The organism is Pseudomonas sp. 18058 (genome assembly GCF_902706155.1).
In the GTDB taxonomy this organism is placed as follows: Bacteria; Pseudomonadota; Gammaproteobacteria; order Pseudomonadales; family Pseudomonadaceae; genus Aquipseudomonas; species Aquipseudomonas rustica.
This window is the reverse complement of record NZ_CACSJY010000035.1, coordinates 38,244-64,354: the sequence shown is the minus strand read 5'-3', so window position 1 is coordinate 64,354 and position 26,111 is coordinate 38,244. Positions and strand designations below refer to the sequence as shown.

21 protein-coding genes are annotated in these 26,111 nt (G+C 60.9%); 3 read left to right on the top strand and 18 right to left on the bottom strand.

Annotated elements, in window-relative coordinates:
* From GVL50_RS18975 to GVL50_RS18965, 3 genes are all read right to left on the bottom strand, one after another.
* Nucleotides 1-1,584 (bottom strand): DUF4347 domain-containing protein (locus GVL50_RS18975; protein WP_159814732.1); only part of this gene is annotated, 1,584 nt, incomplete at its 3' end.
* Between the two features lie 56 nt (nt 1,585-1,640).
* Nucleotides 1,641-2,486 carry a sulfotransferase gene (locus GVL50_RS18970; RefSeq protein WP_159814731.1) on the bottom strand — a complete coding sequence of 282 codons (846 nt, stop codon included), beginning with the start codon at nt 2,484-2,486 and terminating at the stop codon, nt 1,641-1,643.
* A 150-nt stretch (nt 2,487-2,636) separates the two neighbouring features.
* Nucleotides 2,637-4,217 (bottom strand): glycosyltransferase family 39 protein, encoded by a 1,581-nt coding sequence (locus GVL50_RS18965; protein WP_159814730.1) that lies wholly within the window; start codon nt 4,215-4,217, stop codon nt 2,637-2,639.
* A 241-nt stretch (nt 4,218-4,458) separates the two neighbouring features.
* Here GVL50_RS18965 and GVL50_RS18960 point away from each other — a divergent pair, with 241 nt between their 5' ends.
* Nucleotides 4,459-5,046: a phage tail protein gene (locus tag GVL50_RS18960; protein WP_159814729.1), complete on the top strand. Its 588-nt coding sequence runs from the start codon at nt 4,459-4,461 to the stop codon at nt 5,044-5,046.
* Nucleotides 5,047-5,100: 54 nt separating this feature from the next.
* Nucleotides 5,101-5,412, top strand: coding sequence for a hypothetical protein (locus tag GVL50_RS18955; protein ID WP_008080325.1), 312 nt, complete (start codon nt 5,101-5,103; stop codon nt 5,410-5,412).
* A gap of 137 nt (nt 5,413-5,549) precedes the next feature.
* Here GVL50_RS18955 and GVL50_RS18950 read toward each other — a convergent pair whose 3' ends face one another.
* From GVL50_RS18950 to GVL50_RS18935, 4 genes are read right to left on the bottom strand one after another with little or no spacing between them, the layout of a single operon-like run.
* Nucleotides 5,550-6,044: a GNAT family N-acetyltransferase gene (locus tag GVL50_RS18950; protein ID WP_159814728.1), complete on the bottom strand. Its 495-nt coding sequence runs from the start codon at nt 6,042-6,044 to the stop codon at nt 5,550-5,552.
* A 10-nt stretch (nt 6,045-6,054) separates the two neighbouring features.
* Nucleotides 6,055-8,151: a biotin/lipoyl-binding protein gene (locus tag GVL50_RS18945; RefSeq protein WP_159814727.1), complete on the bottom strand. Its 2,097-nt coding sequence runs from the start codon at nt 8,149-8,151 to the stop codon at nt 6,055-6,057.
* Nucleotides 8,152-9,471, bottom strand: coding sequence for an efflux RND transporter periplasmic adaptor subunit (locus GVL50_RS18940; protein ID WP_008080331.1), 1,320 nt, complete (start codon nt 9,469-9,471; stop codon nt 8,152-8,154).
* Nucleotides 9,468-10,247 (bottom strand): efflux RND transporter periplasmic adaptor subunit, encoded by a 780-nt coding sequence (locus tag GVL50_RS18935; protein WP_038367377.1) that lies wholly within the window; start codon nt 10,245-10,247, stop codon nt 9,468-9,470. The genes GVL50_RS18940 and GVL50_RS18935 overlap by 4 nt, the downstream gene beginning before the upstream one ends.
* Nucleotides 10,248-10,733: 486 nt before the next feature.
* On the opposite strand from GVL50_RS18935, the gene GVL50_RS18930 reads away from it, so the two are divergent.
* On the top strand, nt 10,734-11,423 hold the full coding sequence (locus GVL50_RS18930; protein ID WP_159814726.1) for an NYN domain-containing protein: 690 nt from the start codon (nt 10,734-10,736) through the stop codon (nt 11,421-11,423).
* Here the strand turns inward: GVL50_RS18930 and GVL50_RS18925 are convergent.
* The 11 genes from GVL50_RS18925 to GVL50_RS18875 all read right to left on the bottom strand — a co-directional run bounded on the left by GVL50_RS18925 (nt 11,404) and on the right by GVL50_RS18875 (nt 25,799).
* Nucleotides 11,404-12,957, bottom strand: coding sequence for an efflux transporter outer membrane subunit (locus tag GVL50_RS18925; RefSeq protein ID WP_178124206.1), 1,554 nt, complete (start codon nt 12,955-12,957; stop codon nt 11,404-11,406). The two genes, GVL50_RS18930 and GVL50_RS18925, sit on opposite strands and share 20 nt — an antisense overlap.
* The gene (locus tag GVL50_RS18920; protein WP_159814724.1) at nt 12,954-14,024 is read right to left on the bottom strand and encodes an HlyD family secretion protein; all 1,071 of its coding nucleotides are present in this window, start codon (nt 14,022-14,024) and stop codon (nt 12,954-12,956) included. Before GVL50_RS18920 ends, GVL50_RS18925 begins: the two co-directional genes overlap by 4 nt.
* Before the next feature lie 27 nt (nt 14,025-14,051).
* Complete coding sequence (locus GVL50_RS18915) at nt 14,052-15,590, bottom strand: MFS transporter (RefSeq protein ID WP_159814723.1); 1,539 nt, start codon at nt 15,588-15,590, stop codon at nt 14,052-14,054.
* 195 nt (nt 15,591-15,785) lie between these two features.
* Nucleotides 15,786-16,703, bottom strand: coding sequence for a LysR family transcriptional regulator (locus GVL50_RS18910; RefSeq protein ID WP_053116440.1), 918 nt, complete (start codon nt 16,701-16,703; stop codon nt 15,786-15,788).
* A 130-nt stretch (nt 16,704-16,833) separates the two neighbouring features.
* Nucleotides 16,834-17,700: an ABC transporter permease gene (locus GVL50_RS18905; RefSeq protein ID WP_053116439.1), complete on the bottom strand. Its 867-nt coding sequence runs from the start codon at nt 17,698-17,700 to the stop codon at nt 16,834-16,836.
* 21 nt (nt 17,701-17,721) lie between these two features.
* Nucleotides 17,722-18,582 carry an ABC transporter ATP-binding protein gene (locus GVL50_RS18900; protein WP_053116438.1) on the bottom strand — a complete coding sequence of 287 codons (861 nt, stop codon included), beginning with the start codon at nt 18,580-18,582 and terminating at the stop codon, nt 17,722-17,724.
* A 5-nt stretch (nt 18,583-18,587) separates the two neighbouring features.
* Complete coding sequence (locus tag GVL50_RS18895; RefSeq protein WP_053116437.1) at nt 18,588-19,613, bottom strand: ABC transporter substrate-binding protein; 1,026 nt, start codon at nt 19,611-19,613, stop codon at nt 18,588-18,590.
* A gap of 18 nt (nt 19,614-19,631) precedes the next feature.
* Complete coding sequence (locus GVL50_RS18890; protein WP_053116436.1) at nt 19,632-20,528, bottom strand: TauD/TfdA family dioxygenase; 897 nt, start codon at nt 20,526-20,528, stop codon at nt 19,632-19,634.
* A gap of 374 nt (nt 20,529-20,902) precedes the next feature.
* The gene (locus GVL50_RS18885; RefSeq protein WP_053116435.1) at nt 20,903-22,270 is read right to left on the bottom strand and encodes an HlyD family type I secretion periplasmic adaptor subunit; all 1,368 of its coding nucleotides are present in this window, start codon (nt 22,268-22,270) and stop codon (nt 20,903-20,905) included.
* Entirely contained in the window at nt 22,260-24,416 is a 2,157-nt protein-coding gene (locus tag GVL50_RS18880; protein WP_159814722.1) for a type I secretion system permease/ATPase, read from the bottom strand. The genes GVL50_RS18885 and GVL50_RS18880 overlap by 11 nt, the downstream gene beginning before the upstream one ends.
* Nucleotides 24,417-24,449: 33 nt before the next feature.
* Nucleotides 24,450-25,799 carry a TolC family outer membrane protein gene (locus GVL50_RS18875; protein WP_053116433.1) on the bottom strand — a complete coding sequence of 450 codons (1,350 nt, stop codon included), beginning with the start codon at nt 25,797-25,799 and terminating at the stop codon, nt 24,450-24,452.
* Nucleotides 25,800-26,111: the final 312 nt, after the last annotated feature.

The following is a 26,111-nucleotide window of genomic DNA, read 5'->3' as shown; positions in this document are numbered from 1 at the left end:
GCTGATGACCGAGTTGCCGATGACTTTCAGGGTGCCACTCGCGGCGTTGTAGATACCACCTGCCGCGTTGGCACCGACGCCGCCGACTTTGTCCCAGCCGGAACCACCGCCGCCGCCACCAATGGACAGCGTGCCGTTGCTGGCCGAACCGCCGTTGCCGCCATGGCTGTAACCGGCTCCGGCGCTGCCGCCGTTGCCGCCGACGCCACCGGTGCTGGTGCCGCCACGGCCACCCATGTCGGTCGGACTGTAACCACCGCCATAACCACCGGCATTGGCACCGCCCGCGCCGCCGGCATAGGTGCCGGTGCCCGGGCCAGAAGTACCGCCATGGCCACCGGTCTGGCCACCGATACCCGCACCGCCGCCACCGCCACCGCCGACATAGCCGCCGGTCACACCACCGCCACCACCACCGCCGGAGGCGGCGTTGGCAGTCACCGTCACGTTGTTCAGGGTCAGAGTCCCGGCGTTGAAAATGCCGCCGCCCATGGCCCCCGCAGCGGCTGAGCCACCATTACCACCGTTGCCCGCCACCAGGCCTTTGGTGATCACCAGCCCGTCGAGGGTCACGGTGTTGCCGGAGGTCACTTCCACCACGCGAGTCTTGTACTGACCGTCGAGGGTCACGTCGGCGACGCCGTCGTTGTTCAGGTCGCCATCGACGGTGATGCTCTTGTTGATCAGCAATTCAGAGGTGAGCTGGACGGTCATGCCGGAACTGAACGTGACGATGTCACCGTTCTGCGCCGACGCCAGCGCCGCACGCAACGAGCCGACGCCCGAGTTGAGATTGTTGGTCGCCGTCCACGTGGCCAGTCCCCACTGGTATTCGCTCATGGCTTTGCTCGACAGCACATTGGCGCTCTCGATGGTGCCGGTGGCGATCTCCAGATCCCAGTCGCCACCCACGCCGGTGCGGTTGTTCGATGCCGCCACATCACGCCCGGTCAACTGCGCCAGCGAGTCGACGAAACTCAAGCCGCGATCGCCCTCGGCGGTGTAGCAACCGTAGATCAGGATGTCGCCGCCGACGTTCATGTCCTTGCCGATCTCGCCAAGAATCGCGCTGCGTTGCGCGACGTTGTCGGCGGACAGATAGCTGTTGCCCAGCCACAAATCACCGGCATTGCCGTGGGCAATGATCTGCACCGAACTGACACCGTGATGTTGATCAAGGTAATCGGCGATCTGCTGCAGGCCGTCCTTGGTAGCGTCGAGCTTGACCACTTGCGTGCCGGGCGCGATCCCTTGCAGCAGGGCGTCAGCATCCTTCACTCGTGAGTCGACGAAGACCACGCTCTGGCCCGGTACGGCAACAGGACTGGCGGCGGGTGCGGCGTCAGCCTGGCCATGGGTGTCTTTGCTCGCGACCGGGTGATCGGCCGTCGGCGCCTTGGCCGCATCGGCAGCGGTAGGGGCATGGCTATCCGCCTGCGCGGCCGTGTCGGCCACGGTGGCGGCGACGGCACCGTCGAACAGCATGCGCGGCTCCAGCGACATGATCAGCGGCGAGGCCAGCGGACGCTGACCTGCGGTAGCCTGAGACTTGACCTTTGCCCCACCAAAAAGGGTCCACCACATGTTGCTCACCCGAACTCGAACGAAGGTACGTGACGCATCAATGAAAAACGCCGCGATCAACTGATCGCGGCGTCGGACTTCATACGAATGACATTGGCGGCGCTGGCTGAGCCATCGAGCCAAAAAGACAAATCGGCGTATTGCTTGAACAGATCCGGCGGCAGAATCGTGCGCCGTGATTGCAAGGCAACCTTGGGTTTGACCGTGTGCAGGCCGGCCAGGCCAAGGCCCTGGTCGAACGCTGGCGCGTCATAGGCCAAGTGTTCGAAATCGTGCTCGAACCACGGCTCGCCAATAAAGTCGTAGACCAGTCGCAGCACCCGTTCCGGGGCCTGGCTGAGCAGGTCGTAATCGACGATCAGCAACGATTCGGCATGCTCGCCGTAATAGGCTTCCTTGAGCGCCGCCCAAGCAAAACCCACCAGGCGGTTGCGCTGGGCGAGGGTTTCGCAACGGCTGTAGACGGTGTTGCGTTCGGCAGCGTCGCTGAACAGTTTGGTGTTTTCGTAGGGATTGGCGCGATACAGGCGTTCGAGGCTGTCCATCACCCAAGCCACGTTGCGCACGCAGGCAATGACTTTGGCCTGAGGAAACAGATCGCGGATCGCTGGCAGACGCGAGCTCCACTGCCGGTTGGTGTCGAACACCAACGGTTTGTCGGCCTTGTCGGCATAGAAGGATTCGAACAGACCACGCAGCAGGCGCCGACGCATGGCAGTGTCGATCACCGCGCCGTACTCACTGCCGGCGCTGCATTGTTCGAGGACACTGGAAAACAGCGAACCGAGCGGGCTGGTCATGCCGGCATGAAAGCGCGGGTTCTGCAAAAGGATCGCAGAAAGCAGGGTCGAGCCTGAGCGCGGCAAGCCGGAGATAAAGTGGAACTGCTGCAATCCCTTCACCTTAATCAGAAGTCCTTTTGTCCGACAGAGCGTAGTTCAACTAGTAACCCTGCGACTAGTAGTGTTTTGATATCACTCAGAGCAAAAAGAACTAACTGGTTAACTTTTAATCTCGAATAAGCAGATGAATCGTTTTAGTCCCGTCACGGCTCAGTTGGCCGGCGATCTGGCCACGAACAATCGTGCTTGTACGCCACCCGCGTGAACCTCCGCGCCGACGGTCCAGGCAGGCGGCAGCGGCAGAAATTCCGCCGGATCATCGAACGATCCGACCAGCCAGACCCGGCCATTGCCGTTCAGCTCGGCAAGGCTGTCGAGGTATACATCGGGCGTCACCAACGTGCCAAAACCGTATTCGTTCGGCCGGGTCGGACGGCCATCGGCAGTCGGCGGCGTATAGAGGCGCACCAAGGCGCCGGTGCGATCGTAGTAGACGTAGCTCAAGTACCAGAGCATGTCGCTGGTGACGATGCGATCGCCGGGCTGGAAATGCTGATTGACGTAGTTCACCACCCGGTCGAGCTGGTCATTGCTGTCGACCGTGGCGTTGTTGTTCACACCGACCAGTTCAACCGCCACCAGTGACACCAGCACCGCCAGCGCCAACACCCGCACGCGGCTGTACAAACGGTCGATGGCCAGCGCCGCCAACAGCGGCAGGCCCAGCGCATAAGCGGTCAAGTAGCGTTCGATGAACACCGGCGTGATGAACGACACCGCAAACACCAGCAACAGCGGCACGCCGGTGTACAACGCCAGCAAGACACTGCCCCGCGACACGCTGCGATCACGGATCACCGCCACCGCCGCCAGCGTCAACAGTGCCAGGGGCAAGGCGCCGAACACCGGCAGCGGCAGGTTTTCGCCATCGTCCTGAATCAGCCAGGACCAGATCATCGACGGCAGCGAGCCGAGGCTCACCGGCGGCTCCCAGCCCACGTCCCCGCCCACCTTCAGTTGCTCCATGTGCTGGGTCAGATCGAGCAGATGGGGCAACCAAGGCAGGTACAACACGACGATGGCCAGATTCGCCAGCCACCACGCCGGGCGCTGGATATGCCGGAAGCGATAGCCACGCTGGACCCGGATCAGCGCCAGATAAATCCAGTGGCACAGCGCCGCCAGCACGGCGAAGTAATGGGTGTAGAACGCTGCCGTCATCAACAGCAGGTAAAACAGCAGATAAGCATGACGCTGCGGGCGCCGGATCCAGTAGACCAGCGCCAGCGTCGCGGCCATCAGCAACAGCCCGAGCAGCGCATACATGCGCACTTCCTGGCTGTAGCGCACCGCCGTCGGCAACAGCGCCAGCAGCAGGCCGGCGAAGATCGCGGCGCGGCGGGTGGCCAGTCGATCCACCAGCCAGATGCCCAACCCGACGGCGGCGATCCCGGCGAGGGCGCTGAAACTGCGCAGGGCAAAAATGCCATCGCCGAATAAACCGATCCAGCCGTGCAGCAGCATGAAGTACAGCGGCGGGTGCACATCGTAGGCCGCGTGGCGCCAGATCTCGCCCAGCGAGTAACGCGCCAGCAGCAGACTGGATCCCTCATCGCCCCAGATCGCCGCAGCCGTCAGATCGTAAAAACGCACGGCCGCCGCCAACAACAGGATCGGCAGCAGCCAGTGTTCTCTGACCCAACGAAGCAAGCGCAAACCGGCAAACCACGGCCCTGGTGTCGCGTGCGGATCCTGGGTGTCGCCCACCGGGGTTACTCTGTTCAGCGCCATCGTTTCCTCTCGCCGCACCACATCGCCAAGACCGTATGAACCGCAAAAACCTGCCAGTCACTTTAGGTCAGCCGCACAAGCACCGTCGATGCCGGTTTGCCTTTTCACGACATCCGGCAACCTTGCCAATCCGCGTCTACGCTCTGGCGTGGCGTGACCTGGCCACGGAGTGCCAAGGCAACTGCAGCAGCCTGAATTCACTAGCGGCCCGCCGACAACCAATCAGAAGGATGAGGACTTTATGGACGTTTACATGGGCACTGTTCTGACGTTTGCCTTCAACTATGCGCCCAGCGGCTGGGCCTTGTGCAACGGTCAGATCATCGGAATCAACCAGAACCAGGCGCTGTTTGCATTGCTGGGGACGGTGTATGGAGGCAACGGCCAGCAGACATTCGGGCTGCCCAACCTGCAAAGCCGCCTGCCGATCTGCCAAGGCAACGGCCCCGGCCTGACACCGAGGGTGATGGGGGAAGTTTCCGGCGCCGAGCAAGTCACCGCCACCCTCAACAATTTGCCGAACCACACCCACACCCTGGCGGGGCTCACGGCCACCACCACCGTGCAACTGGCCAACCCGGCCAGTAACCCGGCGGGCGCGCCGACTGCGACCAACGCCTACATCGGCGCTTCGGGCACCGGGCCGGGCCTGGCGAATATTTTTTCCGACGCTCAAGGCGCATCGCCGGTACCGCTCAAAGGCGCAGCCACCACCATCAGCGGGACCATCACACCGACCGGCAATGGCCTGCCCCTGCCGATCATGAACCCGTATCTGGTGCTCAACTTCAGCATCGCGCTGAACGGCATTTTTCCTTCGCGCAACTGACCGAACGCCGGGGGAGCCACCTCCCCCGGCACCTCACTTTGCTGGAGCGAGACCATGCTGCAATCGGTTCATAGCCAACATTTCCAGGCACTGCTGGGTCGCGTTGGCACCCTGCATCTGCCCGATGGCAGTGCGCTGCAGATCCACATCGGAGAACTCGAAGAAAAACCGCTGGCGAAAATGCGCTACAGCGAGCGCATGCCATTCTGCGTCGAATTGAGCAGCCTGGAGCCGACTGAATTCATCGACGGTTTGTGTGCCCTGGAGCTACCGGAACTGGGGCGGGTCGAAGGGATCTTCGTCTCGCGGGTACCCGCGATGGGGCGCGACCCGGCGCTGGCTTACTTCCACGTCACCTTCAACTGACACGGCCATCGTTAAACCAACATCAAAAGCATCGTTGACCTGTAGGAGCTGCCGCAGGCTGCGATCTTTTGATCTTGAGTTTCAGTTTGAAAAAACAGGATCAAAAGATCGCAGCCTGCGGCAGCTCCCACAGGGGGTTATTGGGGGTACCAGACGAGGCGTTCGGCGGCGGGGTTGCGTTCTTCGACGGCAAAACCCAATGCCAGATAATGCCGGCGCGCGTGTGGATTACTGGTCCAGACCACCGTCGCCACCGGGCAACGAATCTGTTGCGCGGCTTTCTGCACGCCTTGCAATACGGCACGGCCGAAGCCCTGGCCGCGCGCCTGCGGGATGAACGCCAGGTACAACACGCGAATTTCATTGGCGCCGAAATCGGTGCTCAGCGCGCCGATAGCGGTGCCGAGTTTTTCCACCACGTAGTGCATGGCGTCGGGGTAGTTGTCGCCCATGCCCTGCTCTTGCACCTGAAACTGATGGGCGACGACTTGCTGCACGTGTTCCGGCTCGCCGTCGATCCATTGCAGATCCGGCCGCGCCGTTTGATAAAGACTTTGCAAAAACGGCCCGTCGGTTGCCCGCGAAGGCCGTACCACCAATCCCTCTGCCGCCACTGCTGCGTTGTCCGTCATCCTGCTCTCCCTAGAAACCGCTTTCCCTGACGCCCAGTGCCGCCACCCGGCGCCACGCCACACCCAGCAGCGATTCGCCGCGGCCCTGCAACACCACCACGCCGCGCAATGGTTGCGTCGGGGTCGAGGCCGTCGTCAATGCACTCAGGCGCACGCCATATTGCGCCTGCACCGGCTCCGCCCGCTGCTGTTGATCGCGACGCACGGCGATCGGCCCGTGGTGATCGGAGGTCAACGCCTCCTGATCAACGTAAGCCACGCCGTTGGTGTCGATTTCATTAAGTTGCACGGCGAGCGCCGGGTGCATCGGGTCATCGGCGATGAAACGGCCATTGGCCCCCGGTTTGACTCGCCACAACTCGGCTTCGGCCAGATATCCGCGCAGCCTTGCGCCGTCTTCGACCACCCGAGCCAGCGCATCGCGGGTCGATAACCAGCGCCCGACCGTCATGTTCGGCAGCAGATCGCGCACGCTGCCGGCATGCGGCGCACGCAACAGCAAGCGTTCACGCTGGGCGCTCAAGCCACGGTACTCGGCCACCGCTTCTGCCAGGCGTTGCTCAACGATGCCGGCGTCCGCGGCGGTTTCACTGCGACTGGCCTGGCGGCGCATCAACAACTGCTGAATCTTGATTTCGCGGCGGACAATCGCCAGACGCGATTCGAGATCCGGCGACTCCAGCTCGATCAGCACATCGCCCTGCGCAACCTGCTGCCCATCCGTCACCTTCACCGCTTTGACCCGCGCCGCCGTCGGCGCATGCAAGGCACTGGCGCGTCCGGCCTCAAGCATCGTCGGCAGCTCCACCGAACTGCGCCACGGCACAATCAGCAGCAGCAACAGCCCGAGCAGCGCCAATGCACTGAGCAACACGCGCGGAGCGTGCGCCTGCTCGCGACGGCTCCACCACTGGCGCCACTCACGCATGATCGGCAGAAAGATGAACCACACCAGTTCCACCAGCATCAGGAAGATCCCCAACACCTTGAAGAACAGGTGATAGACCGCCAGCGCGATCCCGAAAAACAACGCCGCACGCCACAACCACGAGCCATACCCCCAGATCAGCAAACGCCGTTGCATCTTCGGCGACCAAGGCTCCGGCGCGGGTGCGCCATAGCCAAACAAAAACTCCCGCAGTCGCCAGCGACACAGGGCAAACGCGCGACCCTGCAAGTTGTCGACTTGCCAAAAATCACTGATCAGAAAATACCCGTCAAAGCGCATGAACGGATTGAGGTTGACCACCAGCGTGGTGATCCATGTCGCGCTGGCGAGCATGAACGCCGCCGTGCGGGCGGGACCGTCAGGCAACAACGACCACGCGAGCAATGCGATACACGCCAACAGCAATTCCGCGAGCACACCGCCGGCACCGATCAGCAACCGCGCGCGGCGGTCATTGACCCGCCAGGCGTCGCTGACATCGGTATAGAACATCGGCAGCAAAACCATGAATGCCACGCCCATGCTCTGCACCCGACAGCCCGCACGCTTGGCCATGAACGCATGACCGAATTCGTGGCAGAGCTTGGCGAAAAACAGCGCCACACCGAACGCCATGGCGCCGCCGAGGCTGAACAGGTGGGGAAACGTCCCGACAAAGCGTTGCCAGTCCCGCGACACCAGAAATACGCCCAACGCCAGCGTTGCCGGCAAGCCGTAACGCAGCAGACGCGGACCGAAGCGCTGCAGCCATGGCCAGGCACGATTGAGAAAAGCGTCAGGGCGCCACAGCGGAATGCGGAAAAACAAATATTGATGCAGAAGGATTTGCCACAGACTTTGCTGCTGCGCCAACGCCTTGAGCCGGTAGCTGGCGCGCTGCTGGTCATCGAGCGCGCTGATCAAATCGTGACCGCGAAGAAACTCCAGCAACTGCTCAAGCTCGCTGCCATCCAGCGGCAGGCCGGGTTCGCGATTGGCCGCGCGCAAGACCTGTTCGGCATCGCCCAACGACCAGTGGCGCAACAGGCGCATCGCCGCCGTGCCGAGTTTGAAATAACGTCCGCGCACCGGATCGGCCAGGGTCCAGCGCGGCGAACCGTCCAGGGCCGGCGCCGCGGACGACAATTGCAGGTCGGCACGCAGGCTCGGCAGGTTCATTTACAGGCCCACGCTCTGACGCAGGCCTGCCAATGGCCGACGCAGCAGATACAGCGCCAAGGGCGCGCGATCACCGAAAATCTTCGCCGTACCGCGCAGGCCGATACGCGGCGGCGCCTCGGCGAAGTTGGCGTCGAGCCGGTAAGCGAGTTGCCCGCCCGCCGTCGGTTGCGCTTCGTAAGCCGAGCGTTCCAGCGTGGCGAGATGGCGCTTCAACGGATCGCTGTCGAGAAACAGCGCCACCTCGGCACCGGGCTCAAGGGCAATCGCATCGCCCACGGCCAGTTCGATGCGCAGCTCGGCCTGGCTCGGATCGGCGACTTCCATCAGGCGCTCGCCGGTCTGTACCGGTCTGCCGGTCAAGCGTTCGGCGTCGGCGAACACCGCAATGCCGTCGCGTTCGGCGCGCACTTCGCTGCGGTTGAGCAGCTCGCGGGCGTAGTCGCGTTCGGCGCGTTTCTGTTCGGCGCGGGCGGCGAGCAAATCGACCTTGGCGCTGGATTCCGCGTCGGCAAACGAGCGCTGCGAGTTGGATTTCAATTCCGCCTCGGCCACGCCCAGCGCACGCTCGGCGACATCAGCCTGCGCCTTCAGCGTGGTGCTTTCAAAACGCACCAGCACATCACCGGTTTTCACTGTTTGATTGGGTTTGACCAGAAACTCGGCGATCACCCCGTCCAGCGGCGCCGCCACCACGCGGCCGCCCAGCGGCACCACTTCAGCCGGGGCCAGCACCGATTGGCGCACCGGGATCAACAGCCCGAGCAACAGCACCGCGACCAGCGCCACTTGGCGTTTACGGGTCCAGCGCAACCGCCACGGTTTGCGCGGTTGCAGCGCCAGCCAGGCATGACTGTAGGTGTCGCCCAATTGCGACAGCAGAACTTGCTCGGAAGGGTTCCACGGCACGTCGCGCGCCAGCCACAAACCGCCAAACACCTGAGCGTCGCGGTCGATCAGCGGCAGCCAGAACACCTGCGCCGCCGACAGCGTGCGCCAGTCAGCCTGGATGCTGTCATTCAGCAATTCCGGGGCAATTACCCGCGCCTGCTGCAGCACACCCTGTTTGAACAACTGCGCCACGGCCTGCTCGACGAACGCCACGAACGGCGCGTTGGGCTCCACCGCACTGACCCCGGTGACCGCCTGCACCTTGCCGGCAATCAACAACGCCGCATGACGAAAGCCAAACAGCGCCTGGCCATCGTTGACCAGGCTGTAGGCCAGTTGCGAGGCGTCGCGGGCAGCGCGGGTCTGGCGTTCCAGGTCAAGAAACCTGGCGAATACCTGCTCGGCGCCGCCGCTCACCGGGGCGTTCACTTAAGCTCCGGGAAACGTGCCGTGCCGCTCATGCCGGCCAGCAAGCCTTTGGCTTCGGGGAGTGTGGCGACCAGCAACAGGGTCTGACTGCCCTCATCGATTCGCGCGCCCAGGCGTTTGACGGTGGCATCGATCGGCTGGCCGGTTTCATCGGGAACGAAGCTGAAGGTCTGGCCAGGCTTGAGCCGTGCCATCCACCGTGACGGCACCAGCAAATGAATTTCGAGGGTACGGTTATCGACGACATCAAGCAGCGGTGCGCCGGCCGGCACGCTTTCATAGCGCTGCACTTTACGTTCGACCACTTGCCCGTCGAACGGCGCGACCACGCTGCAGCGCTTGACCTGCACTTGATAAACCTGGGATTGCGCCTGGGTTTCGCTGACCTTGGCCTCGGCCCGCGCCACTTCGAATCGGCCGACAGAATTGAGGGCGGCCAACTGTTTGTTGTGCGCCAGCTCTTCACCAGCACCACGACTGGCCGCCTGTGCGGCATTGAGTTGCGCCTGATAGGCCGAGCAATCGAACTTCGCCAGCGTATCGCCCTTCTTGAACGACTCGCCCTCGCTGAAGGGCAACTCGACAATCCGCCCGGAAAGCTCACTGGCCAGCGTCGCCTGATCACGCGCCCGCAACACCCCGCGCGCCTCACTGCTCACGGTGGCCGCCGCCGTCCCCGGATTATCCAGCAGCGGATCGTCTGGCCCGGGCGTTTGCGCCTGAACTGCACACGTAACTAACGTCAATCCGACAACCCAACCACGAAAACGCTGCATAACCGCTACTCCCTGACGGATGTGCGGAGTCTACGACAGCGGGGGTTAGCGTCAAGCGAAAGGCCATCACTCTTCGGAAATGTAATGTTTCAAAAGAGAAAGCCGCTCAATGACCGTTTAAGAGATGTAGGCAGGCTCCGCTTTCCTACACGAGTTAGGAATGCTACCGATAGCGCATTGCGAATAAGGCGATAGACAGGCTACCTATGGAAGTAAACACGGGCCGAATGTACCTCTTTCTGCAACAACTTCTAATATTGGCGCCCTTAAATGGCTTGACCCTAGTCGGCACTGGTAGCCAAAACTGGCAAGCCGGTGCTGAAAATAAACCAGTGGAGTGAGCCCGCAATTATTTGGTGATTGACCTGCATGACGCACTCAATCTAGGATTGCCTTACTCAACCCCGTACGTAGCGATTCAGTTCGCTGGCAGTTGGGGATGAAAAAACCGGCTTAGGCCGGTTTTTTCGTTTCTGAGGATTTTTTGTGCGCACCGCATTTTTTGTTGATGGCTACAACCTGTTTTACGGCTTGCTCGCTGGCACACCCTATAAATGGCTGAACTTGCACAGCCTGCTGACGCATATTGCCCTCATCGAAAACCCTCAGAGCTCAATAGTCTCGATTGACTACTTCACTTCTCCAATCAAACCCCAGTTGGCAACTCGCGGCCGCGTTTCCAAGGAAGCACAAGATGCCTACATAAGGGCATTGCGAGCGAGCAAAGTCACCGTGCATTTCGGACGGCATCAATTAGAGCCAGCCAAAGCACCAAGGTTTATAGATAGGAACACCCATGCGTCACGTCAAGACAAAGTCGATATCTGGAAACTGGAAGAAAAAGAAACCGATGTGCATATAGCAATCAGCATGTATCGCACTGCAAGCCGGCAAACAATGTCCGAAGGTGCAGGGCGCATTGATCAAATCATTCTGGTTTCCAGTGATACCGACATGACACCTGCTCTGAAGGCGCTCCGAACAGATTTTCCTGCCCTGATCATTGGAGTGATCCTTCCTCATCGGACCGGATCTATCCGCCCGCCCCCAGGCTCATTGAAAGACAACTCAAACTGGTTGAGACGCGTTATTTCGACTGAAGAGCTGAGACTTCATCAGTTTCCAAAACAAGTAGCCACTCACAAAAAACCAGCGATCAAACCGGATTATTGGTAGTTACTTGCGCCGGATACACCGACTCCCATCCCCCGCCCAATGCCTTGTACAACCCGACCATCGCCAGCGAAACACCGGTCGAACTCTCCACCCACTGTTCCTGCGTCGCCAGCAACGCGCCTTGCACAGTAAGAACGTTGACGAAATCGACCACGCCTTCGACGTATTGCTGTTGCGCAGTGCGCAGGGCGATCTGGTTCTGGCGTACGGCTTCGGCGAGGCTGTCGCGGCGGCGTTGGCTGGCGTTGTAAGCAGTCAGTTGATCGTCGATTTCGTGCCAGGCGCGCAGCACGGTTTGCTGGTAGGCGATGGCCGCTTCCTGTTGCTGGGCTTCACGCAATTGCAGCACGCCGCGCAGGCGGCCGCCGTCGAACAGCGGCAGGCTGAATTGCGGGCCGATGCCGAACGCGCGCGAGCCCCACGAGCCGAAATCACTGAGCTGCATGGCTTGCGAGCTGAGGTTGCCGGACAAGGTGATGCGCGGGTAGAAATCGCCTTTGGCGACGCCGATATTGGCGGTGGCCGCGTGCAGGCGTGATTCGGCCTGACGGATATCCGGACGACGTTCGGCCAGTTGCGACGGCAGGCCGATGGCGACTTGCAGCGGCGACTGTGGCACGGCAGCATCTGTGGATAACTCTTTGGCCAAGGCTTGCGGTGGTTCGCCCATCAGCAGGCTGATCGCGTTGATCAGTTGCGATTGGCGTTGCTCCAGCGCCGGTAAGCGCGATTCGATGGCAGCCACTTGCGCGGCGGCTTCGGCGACGTCCAGATCAGTCGCGACGCCGTCGGCCAGACGCAGCTGCGAGAGGTTCAGGCTGTGTCGGGCGACGTCGAGGTTTTGCTCGGTGACGGCGCGGGTGTTTTGTACGCCGCGCAACTGAATGTAGTTTTGCGCGGTGTCGGCGAGCACGGCCAGCAGCACACCGCGACGGTCGTTTTCGGCGACTTCGAGATTGGCGTCGGCGGCTTCGGTTTCGCGGCGCACGCGCCCCCAGAAATCCAGCTCCCAGGAGGCGGAGAAACCGGCGTCCCACAGGTTGAAGGCGGAATCACCGTCGAGTCCGGATGGATCGCTCAGGCCTTTGCCGCTGTTGCGTTCGCGTCCGTAACTGCCGGTGGCGGCGGTGTTCGGGTAGCGGTCGGCGCTGATGACCTGGCGGGCGGCACGGCTTTGTTGCAGGCGGCTGCTGGCCAGTTGCAGGTCGAGGTTGCTCTTCACCGCACGTTGGGTCAGCGCGGAAAGTTGCGGGTCGTGGAAGACTTCCCACCAGCGTTCGTTGAGGGGTTCGCTGACGGCTTGGCTCGGGGCGGACTTGGCGGGTTTGGCCCAGTCGCTGATTTGTGTGGCTTGGGGTTTTTGGAAGTCTGGGCCTACGGTGCAGGCGGTGAGACTGGCCATAAGCAAGGCACTTAGAGTGAGTTGCTGCAACTGGCCTCTTCGCGAGCAGGCTCGCTCCCACATTTTGGATTGCGTTTTCCCTGTGGGAGCGAGCCTGCTCGCGAAGGCGTCGGTGCGGTCAACACTGTTCATCGCTGAGTCACCTCACGCACAGACTTCGCCGAACTCGCGGTATCAATCCGCGCCTCCACTGACATGCCCACCCGCAACCGCTCAGCCAACGGCTGACCCGGTTCGAGCATGATCTTCACCGGAATCCGCTGCACGACCTTGGTGAAGTTACCCGTGGCGTTGTCCGGCTTCACTGCTGCAAACGTCACACCCGTGGCCGGCGCAATGCTTTCGACGCGACCGCTCAAGGCTTCACCGCCCAGACTGTCGACACGCACCTGCACCTCCTGCCCCGGCTGCACATCCGTCAGTTGAGTTTCCTGAAAATTCGCCACCACATACGCCTGCTGCAACGGCACCACCGCTAGCAACTTGCTGCCCGGCGTTACATAGGCGCCGACGCGTACGGCACGCTCGCCGATCATGCCGTCCTGCGGCGCGGTAATGCGCGTATAGGAAAGCTCGAAACTGGCGATTTCCAGCGCCGCTTGTGCGTGTTTCAGACTGCCTTCGGCGGCATCACGCTGGGCGGTCAGAATGTCGACTTGCTTGCGTTCCGCCGCCAGTTTCGCGGTGGCGGTGTCGAGGTGCGCCGTCGCTTGATCGATACGCGTACGCGCCTGTTGCGCGTTCTGCACAGTGCCGGCACCGACGCCCGCCAGGTGGTTGTAGCGATTCAATTCCTGCTGGGCAAAGGCCATTTCTGCCTTGGCCGACACCACCGACGCCTGCGCCTGAGCGATCACCGAGGTCTGCCGTTCCAGCGTCGCTTTGGCGTTCTGCAACTGCGCACGCGCCACCAGTGTCTGCGCGTCCGCCGCTTCGGCAGATGCACGCAAATCGCGATCATCAATCAGCGCCAGCAACTGCCCGGCCTTGACGCGCTGGTTGTCTTCGACCAGGACTTCTTTGATAAACCCGGCCACGCGCGGCACCACCAGGGTGTAGTCGGCGGAGACGAACGCGTCGTTGGTATTTTGCTGGGTGCGTTTACCAAACAGGCCCGGCATCGCCAGATACACCAACACGCCCACGGCCAGCGCGGCGGCCACGGCCACGGCGAGTTTTTGCTTTGCTTGAGTCGTCATAAAAACCTTCATTGTTCAGTGCAGCAATCAGGTCGGCGCGCGCGGTGGAAAGATCCGCGTCGGCAGCCAGAAAATCAGCAGGATCAGCATCACCGAGACGCCAGCCATGCACACATAGAGATCGGAAGAAGTCAGCACCACGGCCTGTTCGTGCAGACGATGGGCGAGGCCCGGATCGCTGCGATCGGCCAGCGGCGAATTGCCGAGACTGTCGATCAACATGTTCGAATGGAAATGCAGACGCGACGTGGTCAGCGCTTCGATCACCCCGGTGGCGACCACGGCCGACAGGCCTTTCACCGTGTTGAACCACGCCGAAGCGAACGGCCCTTCCAGCGGCGAAATGCTCCCGGTCGAGAGCATCAACAACGGCAACACCGCCATCGGCTGACCGAAAATCTGCAGCCATTGCAGGACATAAAAGTCGTCACGAATCCACGCCGACGTCAGTTGCGAACCACCGAGGCACGACAGCGCCAACATGCTCAAACCGATCCCGAGCACCCAGCGACAATCAACCCAACGCAGATTGCACAGCGCCGCCACCAGCGGCAGCGCGCTCAACTGCGGCAACGCGGCGAGCAGCATGATCGGCGCGGTCTGCACCGGGCGATAACCCTGCACCTGTGCCAGATAACTCGACGGAATCAACACCACCGCCAGCAAAATCACCAACACGCCGGCCAGGGTCATCAGCGCGAATGACAGGTTGCGAATACCGAGCATCTGCAATTTGAAAAACGGAATCGGCTGCGACCATTCATTGATCAAAAACGCTACCAGCAGCAGCGAACCAGCGCCGAGCAAGCCGCAGATCAGGCTCGATTCGAACCAGTCCAGTCGATTGCCCTGCAGCAAACCGATCACCAACATGCAGATCGCCGGGAAGCCCAGCAGCAGGCCTTTCCAATTGAATGTCTTGAGGCGCTCCAGCCGCAGCGGATCCTGCGGAATGCCGTAAGCCACCATCGCCATGGCGATCAGGCACGGCACGATGATTTGCCAGAACGTCCATTGCCAGCCGACGTATTCCGTCCACAAACCGGCGAGCGGCGTACCGAGGCCGGGGCCGAAAGTGGCGGTCAGCGCGTAACCGGCCAGACCGTAGAGTTTGATGTTCGCCGGCAAGAAGCGCAGGGCCACGGTCATCAGCATCGGCGGCAGCGCACCGCCGGCCAGGCCTTGCAGAATGCGCATCAGCAGCAGACTTTCGTAATTCGGCGCGAACGGGCACAGCACGCCGAGCACGGTGAACAGGGCGATTGCGCAGAGGGTGAAACGGCGTAGCGAGAAGGTCACCGAGCACCACGGCGCAAACGCCATGGCCGCGACTGAAGTGGCGGTGTAACTGGCGACCAGCCAGGTGCCTTCGTCGTAACCGATGTGCAGCGCGCCACGGATGTCGGCGAGGGCCACTTTGGTGACCATCTCGTTGAGGCCCGACACCAGCACCGCCAGCAGCACGCCGACCAGACCGGTGATGATCCGCGCCCCGAACACCGGAGGCGCGGCCGCCGTCGCCGGGCTGGCCGCAGCGAGGGGCGCCGAGACCGTCAGGGATGTCATGAATGAAAACTCCGGGGGTGAGAAATACCGGAGCATTTTAGCGGGGCTTATCGCTGACGAAAATTGACTTATTGGCAGGTTATAAGTGCGCCAGACACAATGATTAAACGCAAAAGATCGCAGCCTTCGGCAGCTCCTACAGGGATTGCATTCCAATGTAGGAGCTGCCGAAGGCTGCGATCTTTTGATCTGTTGTTAAGGTTGAGCAGCCAGCCAGGTTTCGTCGCAGCAGGTTTTCAGGGTTTCACGCAGCCAGCGGTGCGCCGGATCCTTGTCGAAACGCGGATGCCAGGCTTGTGTCAGCATCAGTGTTGGCAACGGAATCGGCAGGTCGAACGAGCGCAGTTTCAAACCCAATCGCCGCACGCTGAGCAGCGCTTCCTTGGGCACCGGCAGGATCAAATCCGAGTCCGGCAAGGCAAACATCGCCGCATGGAAACTCGGCGCAATCACCGCCACCCGCCGCTCAAGCCCCAACGCGTTCAACGCCGTATCAATCGGGCCCCGAGCGATACCCCGGCGCGACATGCTGATATGGGAAAACCCGGCGTAGCGTTCAGCGGTTATCTCACCGTCAAGCAGCGGATGATCTTCACGAACCAGCCCAACGAAATGCGTGGAAAACAGATTCTGCACTTTCACTTCAGGGCTGACCGGCCGGGTGTTGCTGACGCTGAGGTCGATCCGTCCTTCGCGCAACGCTTCATCATCGCCATCGCCCTCGGGGACAAAACGCAGCTCGCAGTGCGGTGCTTGTTGGTCGAGGGTGTCGAACAGCTTGCCGCCGTAGACGCCGATGAAAAAGTCATTGGCGCGAATGCTGAAGCGCCGGCGCAGCGTGCCCAATTCCACCGTGTCAGCGGAGCGGAACAGCAGCGCGGCTTGTTCGACGACGTCGCGCACCTGCTCACGTAATTCCAGTGCTTTGGGGGTTGGCACCAGGCCACGGCCGGCGCGCACGAGGATCGGATCGCCGATGGCTTCGCGGATACGCGTGAGGGTGCGGCTCATCGCGGCGGGGCTGAGGTTCATCCGCCGCGCGGCGCCGACCACACTGCCCTCGTCGAGCAAAGCGTCGAGGGCGACCAGAAGGTTCATGTCCGGAAGCTGCATGGCGAGCACTCGTGGCGGATCAGGATTGATCTGCGTGCAATCCTAGCAGATCAAAAGATCGCAGCCTTCGGCAGCTCCTACGGGGATCCCATTCCATGTAGGAGCTGCCGAAGGCTGCGATCTTTTCAGGTCAGCGCTGCATACCCCAGCGCTTCACAGTCACCCGCTCCAGCGTGTCAAACACCAGATTCTCCACCAGCAAGCCAATCAGAATCACCACCGCCAACCCGGCAAACACCTTGTCGGTGTACAGCTCATTACGATTCTGAAAGATGTACCAGCCCAAGCCACCCTTGCCACTGGTCGCACCGAACACCAATTCCGCCGCGATCAACGTGCGCCAGGCAAACGCCCAGCCAATCTTCAGCCCGGCCAGAATCGACGGCAGCGCCGCCGGAATAAGGATGAACAGCACCAGCCGCAAACCCTTCAAACCGTAATTACGCCCGGCCATGCGCAGCGTCTCGGACACCCCAAGAAACCCCGCATAGGTGTTCAGCGCCAACGCCCACAACACCGAATGCACCAGCACAAAAATCAAACTGTTCTGCCCCAACCCAAACCACAGCAACGCCAATGGCAGCAGGGCAATCGCCGGCAACGGGTTAAACATCGAGGTCAGCGTACTCAGCAGATCGCGCCCAAACTGGGTCGACACCGCCAGTGTCGTCAGGGCAAACGCCAGAACGATGCCGATCAGATAACCCTTGAGCAGCACCACCAAGGATATCCACACCTTGCTCAGCAACTCGCCGCTGAGCAGGCCGTCGTACAACGCATGGCTGGTCTGCAGAAAACTCGGCAGCAACAGATCGTTGTTTTGCACACGCGCGACGATTTCCCAAAGCACCGCGAGCAATATCAGGATCAGGCTTTTGCGCAGCCAACCCTGTTGCCACAGCCGCGTGCCAAGGGACAGTTCACGTTCAACCGGCACTTCCGTCAGTGGCTCTAATACAATTTCGAATTCTTCACGCACAGATGATGAATGGCTCATCGGGTTGATCCTCCTGGCCGCTCAATAGGCGATGCGAATGTCGTTGAAGTCGTGGTCACGCTCGGTTTCCGGCGACTGGCCTTCGTCGAACAGCAGACGATGAATGCGCCGCGCCGATTCCTGAAACGCCACGCCACCGAGGCTGTGCAGATCGTATTGATGGCTGTGCACTTCGGCGCGCACCCGCCCCGGATGTGGCGACAGCAACAAAATGCGATTGCCGACCACCAGCGCCTCTTCAATCGAGTGCGTGACGAACAACAGGGTGAAGCGCACTTCTTCCCAGAGCAGCAGCAACTCTTCCTGCATCTTGCGGCGGGTCAGCGCATCCAGCGCGGCGAACGGTTCGTCCATCAAGAGGATTTTCGGCTGCATCGCCAACGCCCGAGCAATCGCCACCCGCGCTTTCATGCCGCCGGACAAGGTGTGCGGATAGGCATCGGCAAACGCCGCCAACCCGACCTTTTCCAGGTAGTGCAGCGCGCGTTCTTCGGCTTCTTTTTTCTTCAGCGTGCGCGACGCCAGCAGCGGAAACATCACGTTCTGTTTGACGGTTTTCCACGGCGGCAGTTGATCGAATTCCTGAAACACCACAATCCGGTCTGGCCCCGGCGCGTCGACGCGCTGGCCTTGCAGACGGATTTCGCCTTCGCACGGTTGAATGAACCCGGCGACCGCTTTAAGCAAAGTGGATTTGCCGCAACCGGACGGGCCGAGCAGCACGTAACGATCGGCCGGGTCGATTTCAAAACTGACCTGGTGCGTGGCGCGCACCACACGTTGCGGCGTGCGGTATTCGAGGCTGACATGATCGACCGCCAACAGCGCTTCGCGGTTGACGATCAGGTTGCTGGCCGCGTGGCCTTGCAAAGGGGCATTCATGTCGGTCAGCTCCCTTGCAGCGGTTTGGCGTCCTGGAAGAAATAGTCCTTCCACGATTCAGGTTTGTTTTTGATCGCGCCGACGCGGTAGAGGAATTCGGCCAGTGGATAAGTATTTTTCGGCGTCACGCTGAATTCGAACTGCGGGTTGTCGATGATTTTCAGCAACGCGGCGCGGTCGATTTTCGCTTTGGTCACGCGGATGTAGGTGTCGGCCGCCGCGCCCTTATCGTTCTGCGCAAATTGCGCCGCTTCGGTCAGTGCTTCAACGAAGGCTTTGTAGGTTTTCGGGTTTTCCTCGCGGAATTTCTCGGTGGCGAACAGCACCGTCGGCGAGTTCGGGCCGAGCACGTCATACGAGTTGAGCACGACGTGAACGTTAGGATTTTCCAGCGCCTGATCCTGGAACGGCGGGTTGGAGAAATGCCCGGTCAGCTCAGTGCCGCCGGCGATCAACGCAGCCGTGGCGTCCGGGTGCGGAACGGCGATGGTGTATTTGTCGAGGCGATTGAATTCCTTGTCGCCCCACTGCTTGGCCGCCGCGTATTGCAGGAAGCGCGACTGTACCGATACGCCAACCGCCGGCACTGCGATGCGATCCTTCTCGGTGAAATCGGCGATGGTTTTGACCTTCGGATTGTTGCTGACCAAGTAGTAAGGGAAGTTGCCCAGCGAGGCGACGGCTTTGACGTTTTGCTTGCCGTGGGTGCGATCCCAAATGGTCAGCAGCGGCCCGACGCCGGCACCGGCAATGTCGATGGAACCGGACAACAGCGCATCGTTGACCGCAGCGCCGCCCGAGAGCTGCGTCCAGTCGACCTTGATGTCGATGCCTTCCTGCTTGCCGTACTTCTCGATCAGGCCCTGATCGCGCACCACGTTGAGCAATAAATAGACAATGCCGAACTGTTCGGCGATGCGGATTTCACCTTCGGCGTGGGCCACGGTCGGTGCGACCAGGCTGCCGGCAATCAGGCTGAAACCGAGGCCGATGGCGGCGGCCAGCGGGGCAAATGGAAGTCGTTTGGACATGATCGAATCTCCGGCAAATCAGAAAGGCGCGTCGCCCTGAATGGTCGTGCGATACAGCTTGCGGCGCAGGTGCGCGGGGCAGCCGGCGGCGAGGTGGATCAGCGAACGGTTGTCCCAGAACACCAGGTCGTGGGGCTGCCACTGATGGCGGTAGATGTTTTGCGGCAACACGCTGTGGGCGTAGAGCTCGCTCAGCAGTTGCTGGCTCTCGTCGTCCGGCAGACCAACGATGCGCGTGGTGAAACCTTCGCTGACGAACAGCGCCTTGCGGCCGTTTTCCGGGTGCGTGCGCACCACCGGGTGCACCACCTCTGCGACCTGAGCGAGTTGCTCCGGGGTCAGCGTCGGGCGCCAGTTGCCTTCGAATTTGGTTTCGCTGTAACGCGCGGTGTAGGAATGCGCGGCGCTGCGCCCTTCGACTGCTTTACGCAGCTCAGCGGGCAGGTTGTCCCAGGCTTTGTGCATGTCGGCGAACAAGGTGTCGCCGCCCTCGGAAGGCAGCTCTTGCGCATGCAGCATCGAGCCAAGGCTCGGCAGCTCTTTATAAGAAAGGTCGGAGTGCCAGAATTTGCCGGCGTCGCCGAGGCCGATGTTTTGGCCGTTTTCGACGATGTTGGAAACGATGAGAATTTCCGGGTGATTGGCCAGCAGGAACTGCTTGAGCACGTGGATCTGCAACACACCGAAGCGGCGGCTGAAGTCGATCTGCTGTTGCGGGGTGATTTGCTGATCGCGGAATACCACGACGTGGTGGTCGAGGTGCGCGCGATGGATGCGCGTAAAGTCTTGATCATTGATCGGCCGGGTGAGGTCGAGGCCAATGATCTCGGCGCCAACGGCACCGCTGAACGGGCGAATTTCGAAGGTTTGCGGCGCGGCGCTCGCGGCGCTTGGGGTAGCAGTAGCTGCGGACATCTTTCAATCTCCCACGCACGGCGCGCTCATGGGCGCGCTCGTCGATCAGACACTCACGCTGGATTGCGTGTCGGTTCAGGTCGTGCGGCGCGCCGATTGGTCGGCAGGTACGCAGGGGAGTGACTTTATAGCTATAAGAATCGGAAATTAAATACCGTTAATGAATAACGATATGGCGAATGGTGAGGAATGGACTGGGTGGTGAGTGACGGTTTTTGTCACTTGCTGACAGAGAAGTGCTGTTCCGACTGACGCCTTCGCGAGCAAGCCCGCTCCCACATTTGGATCTCTGTTGAACACAGAAATTGTGTTCACTGAAGATCAACTGTGGGAGCGGGCTTGCTCGCGAAGGGGCCACAAGCCGCTCTGCAAATCTAGCGCTCGTGCAACGCCTCAGCCCGCGCGCGGATGATCGGTTTGAGCAGGTAGCTCAACACCGATTTCTTGCCGGTAATGATATCCACCGACGCGACCATCCCCGGAATGATCAGCAACGGCTTGTCATCCGTACCCAGATGACTGCGCTCCGTACGCACCTTGATCACGTAATACGTGGTCTTCTTGTCTTCATCGGTAATGGTGTCGGCACCGATCTGCTCAAGCTTGGCTTTCAGGCCACCATAAATGGTGTAGTCGTACGCGGTGAATTTCACCGTGGCTTCCTGGCCCGGATGCAGGAACGCGATGTCCTGCGGGCGGATTTTTGCTTCGACCAGCAAGGTGTCGTCCAGCGGCACAATCTCCACCAAATCGCTGCCCGGCTGGATCACGCCGCCGATGGTGTTGACCAGCAACTTGTTGACGATGCCCCGCACCGGCGAGGTAACCAACGTACGGCTGACGCGATCTTCCAGCGCCTTGCCGGTAGCGCTGGCCTTGTTCAGGTCGGTGCGCGCTTCGTTGAGTTGGGTCAGCGCTTCACTGCGGAATTTGCCGCGCGTCTCGTCGATCTTGCGCTGCACTTCCTTGATCGCCGATTCGGCACGCGGAATCGCCAAAGTTGTAGCATCGAGCTGACCACGGGTTTCCACTTCGGCGCGCTTCAGTCGCAAGACTTCAACCGGGGACACTGCGCCCTGCGCCACCAGCGGCTCGGACATGTTGATTTCCTGACGCTGCAAGCCGAGTTGCTGACGGTATTGGCCCTGCTTGGAGCCGAATTCGCGAAGCTCTTGCTGACGCTGAATCAACTGCTCCTGCAAACCGCCGATCTCGTCGTGCAGTTGCTGGCGGCGGCTGATGTACAGCGACTCTTCGCTCTTCGCCTGACCCGGCACGGCTTTCAGCACGTCCTCGGGGAAATTCAGCGGACGGTCATCGACTTCGGCGCTCAGCCGCTCAACGCGCAGCAACATCGACAGACGATCGGCCTCGGTTTCGCCGACGTTGGAGGCAAATCGCGTGTCGTCGAGACGAATCAGCGGTGCGCCGGCCTCAACGATCTGGCCTTCCTTGACGAACAGTTCGGAGACGATCCCGCCCTCAAGGTTCTGGATTTTCTGGATCTTCGACGACGGAATCGCCTTGCCGTCGCCCTTGGTCACTTCGTCGATCACGGCGAAATTGGCCCAGAGCATAAGAAAAACGAAGAAGCCGATGATCGCCCAAATGGTCAGGCGCACGACGCGCGGGGCGTCCTCGATCAGCGCCTTGTTGACCTCTGGCAGCGGCTGGCCCTGCAACGATGCCGAGCCCTTGAAGTAGCGACGGATCGAATCCTTGAAACCCGACTTAAGCAACACTGATCTGCCCCTTCTTCAACGCTTCCATCACGGCGGCTTTCGGGCCATCGGCAAGAATCTGACCACGGTCGACCACCAACAGGCGATCGACCAGCGACAAAAGTGAAGCCCGGTGCGTGACCAGTATCACGGTCTTGTTTTCAATCACTGCCGCGAGGCGTTGCTTGAGGCGTTCTTCGCCGGTGTTGTCCATCGCGCTGGTGGGTTCATCCATCAGCAGAATCGGCGGATTGAGCAACAGCGCGCGGGCCAGCGCGACGTTCTGCCGTTGGCCACCGGAGAGGTTCTGCCCACGCTCGCCGACTTGCAGCTCGTAGCCTTGCGGGTGCAGACGCGCGAATTCGTGGACGCCGGCCAGTTCGGCGGCTTGCAGCACCAGTTCGTCTTCTACATAACGCGCACCGGAAACGAGGTTGTCACGCAGGGTGCCGGCCAGCAGTTGTATGTCTTGCGGCACGTAGCCGATGTTGTAGCGCAGCTCGCTGACGTCGATCTGGCGAATGTCCACACCGTCGACCAGCAAGGCGCCATCGTCCGGCTGATAGAGGCCGACCAGCAGTTTGGCCAGGGAGCTTTTGCCCGAGCCACTGCGACCGATGATGCCGATTTTTTCGCCGGGACGAACCACCAGGTTGATGTTCTTCAGCGCCGGGTTCTGTTGTTCCGGGTAGGTGAAGTTGAGCTGGCGGCACTCGATCGCGCCTTGCAAAACCTTGCGGCTCAGCGGGCGCTCTTCGAAGTTGCGCTCTTGCGGCAGCTCCATCATTTGATCGACCGAGGTCATGGTTACCCGCGCCTGTTGATAGCGGGTCAGCAGACCGGACAGCGAGGCCAGCGGGCTCAGCGCGCGACCGCTGAGCATGTAGCAAGCGATCAGACCGCCCATGCTCAGGTGCCCGTCGATGATCTGGTACACGCCGAAGACGATCATGATCACCCCGGCCAGCTGCTGGATCAGCAGGGTGATGTTCATCGCCAGACCGGAAAGCATTTTCACCCGCAGTTCGAGGCGGCTGAGGGTGCCGATGGTCTGTTCCCACTGGTATTGGCGTTCGCTTTCGGCGTTGTTGACCTTGACCGCGTCGAGACCGGCGAGGGTTTCGATCAGGCTCGACTGACGCTCGGCGCCGAGGGCCATGGTGCGTTCCATGGTGGCCACCAGCGGCTTCTGCAAGGCGTAGCCGATCAGTAAAGCAATCGGGAACGCCAGCACCGGAATCCACACCAGATGCCCGCCAAGAATGGCGATGACGATAAAGATCAGGATGGTGAACGGCAGGTCGATCAGGCTGGTCAGGGTCAGCGAAGCGAGGAAATCGCGCAGGCTCTGAAACTCGTGAATGTTCTGCGCAAAGCTGCCGACTCGCGCCGGGCGATACTTCATCGACATGCCGACGATGCGCTCGAACAGCGTCGCCGAGATGATCAGGTCGGTCTTCTTGCCGGCCAGATCCAGGCACAAACTGCGCAGGCTTTTGAGGATCAGGTCGAACAGATAAGCGCCGGTGATCCCGAGGGCCAAGACCCACAGGGTCGCTTCGGCCTGGTTCGGCACCACGCGGTCGTAGACGTTCATCACAAACAGCGGCGCGGCCATCGCAATGATGTTGATCAGGAAACTTGCGGCAATCGCATCGGCATACAGCCAGCGCGAACGCTTGAGGGTGTCGCGGAACCACGAGCGAGCGCGCGGAATCAGCGTGCCGTGGTTAACGTCGAATTTGTGTTGCGGCTGGGCGAAGAAGACTTTACCGGTGTAATCGTCGGCGAGCAGTTCGCGGCTGACCACGGACTCGCCACCGTCGCTTTCGCTGAGCAGCACCCGCGCTTCGTCGTCACCTTGCCAGCCCAACAGGACGGCGCTGCGGCCATCCTTGAGCAGCAACAGCGCGGGCATGGCGATCGCCGGAATTTCTTCCAGCTTGCGCTGCAACACCCGCCCTTGCAGGCCGGCGCGAGCCGCCGCGCGGGGCAGCAACTCGACACTCAAACGTTGTTTGGGCAGCGGCAGGCCGGTGGTCAGCATCGCCGCGCTGGCAGGCTTCTGATGGAGCATGCAAAGGGCGAGCAGACCGTCCAGTAACGGATCGTCGTGCAACGCGCGTGGATCATGACTGAGATGAACTCGACTGACTTCTGATTCCACGCTCGACACTCTTTAACAGTTGAAAGGGATAACTCAATTCATCCCAGGCAGCTGAACCTTGGGCTTCACGTCGTTCTGCACAACGGATGCCAACGGCGCGACCACTCCCTGGCTTCTGAGCAACTCGCCCATGGTCGCCTTGATTCGGTACTGAGTAAATAACTGAATGTTTTTGATTTCAGCCAGACGCCGCGATGCGGTGAACAGCTCGTTTTCGCTGTCGAGCAAATCGAGCAGGGTGCGTTCGCCGAGGCTGAATTGACGCTGGTAAGCAGTGCGCACGGCGGTGCTGTGATCGACGTATTGCTGCGCGATCGGCACCTGCGCATTGGCGTTGTTCAAGGCGTTCCAGGCCAGGCCCAGCTCTTCGTTCAACTGACGCAGGGCGTTGTTGCGGATGTCCAACGCCTGGTTCGACAGGTACGACTTCGATTCCAGATCAGCCTTGTTGCTGCCACCGGAATAGAGGTTGAAGCGCATGCGCAGCATGGCTTGCCACTCGTTGTTGTGACCGTTCTGGCCATCGATATCGTTGTCGGCGGTGCGGCCCAGTTCAGCGTCGAAACGCGGGTAGAAGGTCGACTTGGCGGTCTCGTACTGCTTCTCGGCAGCGGCGATATCGGACTCGGCCGAACGCAGGATCGGGCTGTTTTCGACCATCTGCGTGCGCGCTTCATTGAGGTTGGCCGGCATCATCGCGATGAACGGCGCCGGGCGCTCCAGCTGATCCGGCATCTGGCCGACGGCGCTGAGGAAGTTGGTTTCCGAGTCGGCGAGGTTGGTCTGCTCGGTGATCAGGTTGTTGCGGGCCTGAGCCATACGCGCTTCAGCCTGATCAAGGTCGGCGCCGCTGCCGACGCCGCGCTGGGTGCGCAACTGGATCTGGTCGTAGATACGCTGGTGGCTCTTGAGGTTTTCTTCGGCCAGACGCACGAACTCGCGACGGGTCAGCACGTCCAGATAAACCTGGGCGACGGTCAACGCGGTGCGCTCGGAAGTGCCGAGCAACGAGTAAGCGCGGGAGTTAACGGTGGCTTGTTGACGCCCGACTTCGCTGGAAGTGGCAAAACCGTCAAAAACCATTTGCGAGAGACGTAAACTTGACTCGCTGCGGTTCAGAGTTTCGTAGTGGTTACCGGAATCGGCGCGCGTGGTCACGCTGTCGGTGCCTTCACGGCCATAACCACCCAGCAGATCGACCTTCGGCAGGTATCCACCTTTCGCTGCTCTTAATTGATAATCCGCCGCCAAACGACTGTTGACCCCTGCCTGGATCTCCGGATGGACATCCAATGCCTGCTGCATGGCTTCTGGTAAGGATTGTGCTTGTACAAAAGAGGCGGCGAGAGCGAAGGGTACGGCGAAAAGCAGGGGCGAACGCATGGTAGGAATTTCCCAGAACTTCTTGTCTTGAATCACAGCAAAAACGGGGCGCTGCGTCGGATGATGGCAACCAGATTGACCGTATGTCGGAAAGTTCAAAACAGGAACTGGATCACACGCTGAAGGACGGGTCGCCGCGGAAATATCAATGTGACATTACTGGGGCGATTGTTTAGGATGGCACCCAGAAGGTCAATAGTTTGGCATAAAGTTAATAGCGAAAGAATCTAGCCAAATTATTGACGATTAGACGCGTCAAACTTGCTACGCAAAATTTAAAAGTACGTCCAGACTGAATCGGCGCCCATGCCA

Excerpts from the sequence above, each read along its gene's own strand:
- GVL50_RS18965 (WP_159814730.1), bottom strand. The coding sequence starts at position 4,217 with ATGGCGCTGAACAGAGTAACCCCGGTGGGCGACACCCAGGATCCGCAC.
- GVL50_RS18960 (WP_159814729.1), top strand. The coding sequence starts at position 4,459 with ATGGACGTTTACATGGGCACTGTTCTGACGTTTGCCTTCAACTATGCG.
- GVL50_RS18955 (WP_008080325.1), top strand. The coding sequence starts at position 5,101 with ATGCTGCAATCGGTTCATAGCCAACATTTCCAGGCACTGCTGGGTCGC.
- GVL50_RS18950 (WP_159814728.1), bottom strand. The coding sequence starts at position 6,044 with ATGACGGACAACGCAGCAGTGGCGGCAGAGGGATTGGTGGTACGGCCT.
- GVL50_RS18945 (WP_159814727.1), bottom strand. The coding sequence starts at position 8,151 with ATGAACCTGCCGAGCCTGCGTGCCGACCTGCAATTGTCGTCCGCGGCG.
- GVL50_RS18935 (WP_038367377.1), bottom strand. The coding sequence starts at position 10,247 with ATGCAGCGTTTTCGTGGTTGGGTTGTCGGATTGACGTTAGTTACGTGT.
- GVL50_RS18925 (WP_178124206.1), bottom strand. The coding sequence starts at position 12,957 with ATGAACAGTGTTGACCGCACCGACGCCTTCGCGAGCAGGCTCGCTCCC.
- GVL50_RS18920 (WP_159814724.1), bottom strand. The coding sequence starts at position 14,024 with ATGACGACTCAAGCAAAGCAAAAACTCGCCGTGGCCGTGGCCGCCGCG.
- GVL50_RS18915 (WP_159814723.1), bottom strand. The coding sequence starts at position 15,590 with ATGACATCCCTGACGGTCTCGGCGCCCCTCGCTGCGGCCAGCCCGGCG.
- GVL50_RS18910 (WP_053116440.1), bottom strand. The coding sequence starts at position 16,703 with ATGCAGCTTCCGGACATGAACCTTCTGGTCGCCCTCGACGCTTTGCTC.
- GVL50_RS18905 (WP_053116439.1), bottom strand. The coding sequence starts at position 17,700 with ATGAGCCATTCATCATCTGTGCGTGAAGAATTCGAAATTGTATTAGAG.
- GVL50_RS18900 (WP_053116438.1), bottom strand. The coding sequence starts at position 18,582 with ATGAATGCCCCTTTGCAAGGCCACGCGGCCAGCAACCTGATCGTCAAC.
- GVL50_RS18895 (WP_053116437.1), bottom strand. The coding sequence starts at position 19,613 with ATGTCCAAACGACTTCCATTTGCCCCGCTGGCCGCCGCCATCGGCCTC.
- GVL50_RS18890 (WP_053116436.1), bottom strand. The coding sequence starts at position 20,528 with ATGTCCGCAGCTACTGCTACCCCAAGCGCCGCGAGCGCCGCGCCGCAA.
- GVL50_RS18875 (WP_053116433.1), bottom strand. The coding sequence starts at position 25,799 with ATGCGTTCGCCCCTGCTTTTCGCCGTACCCTTCGCTCTCGCCGCCTCT.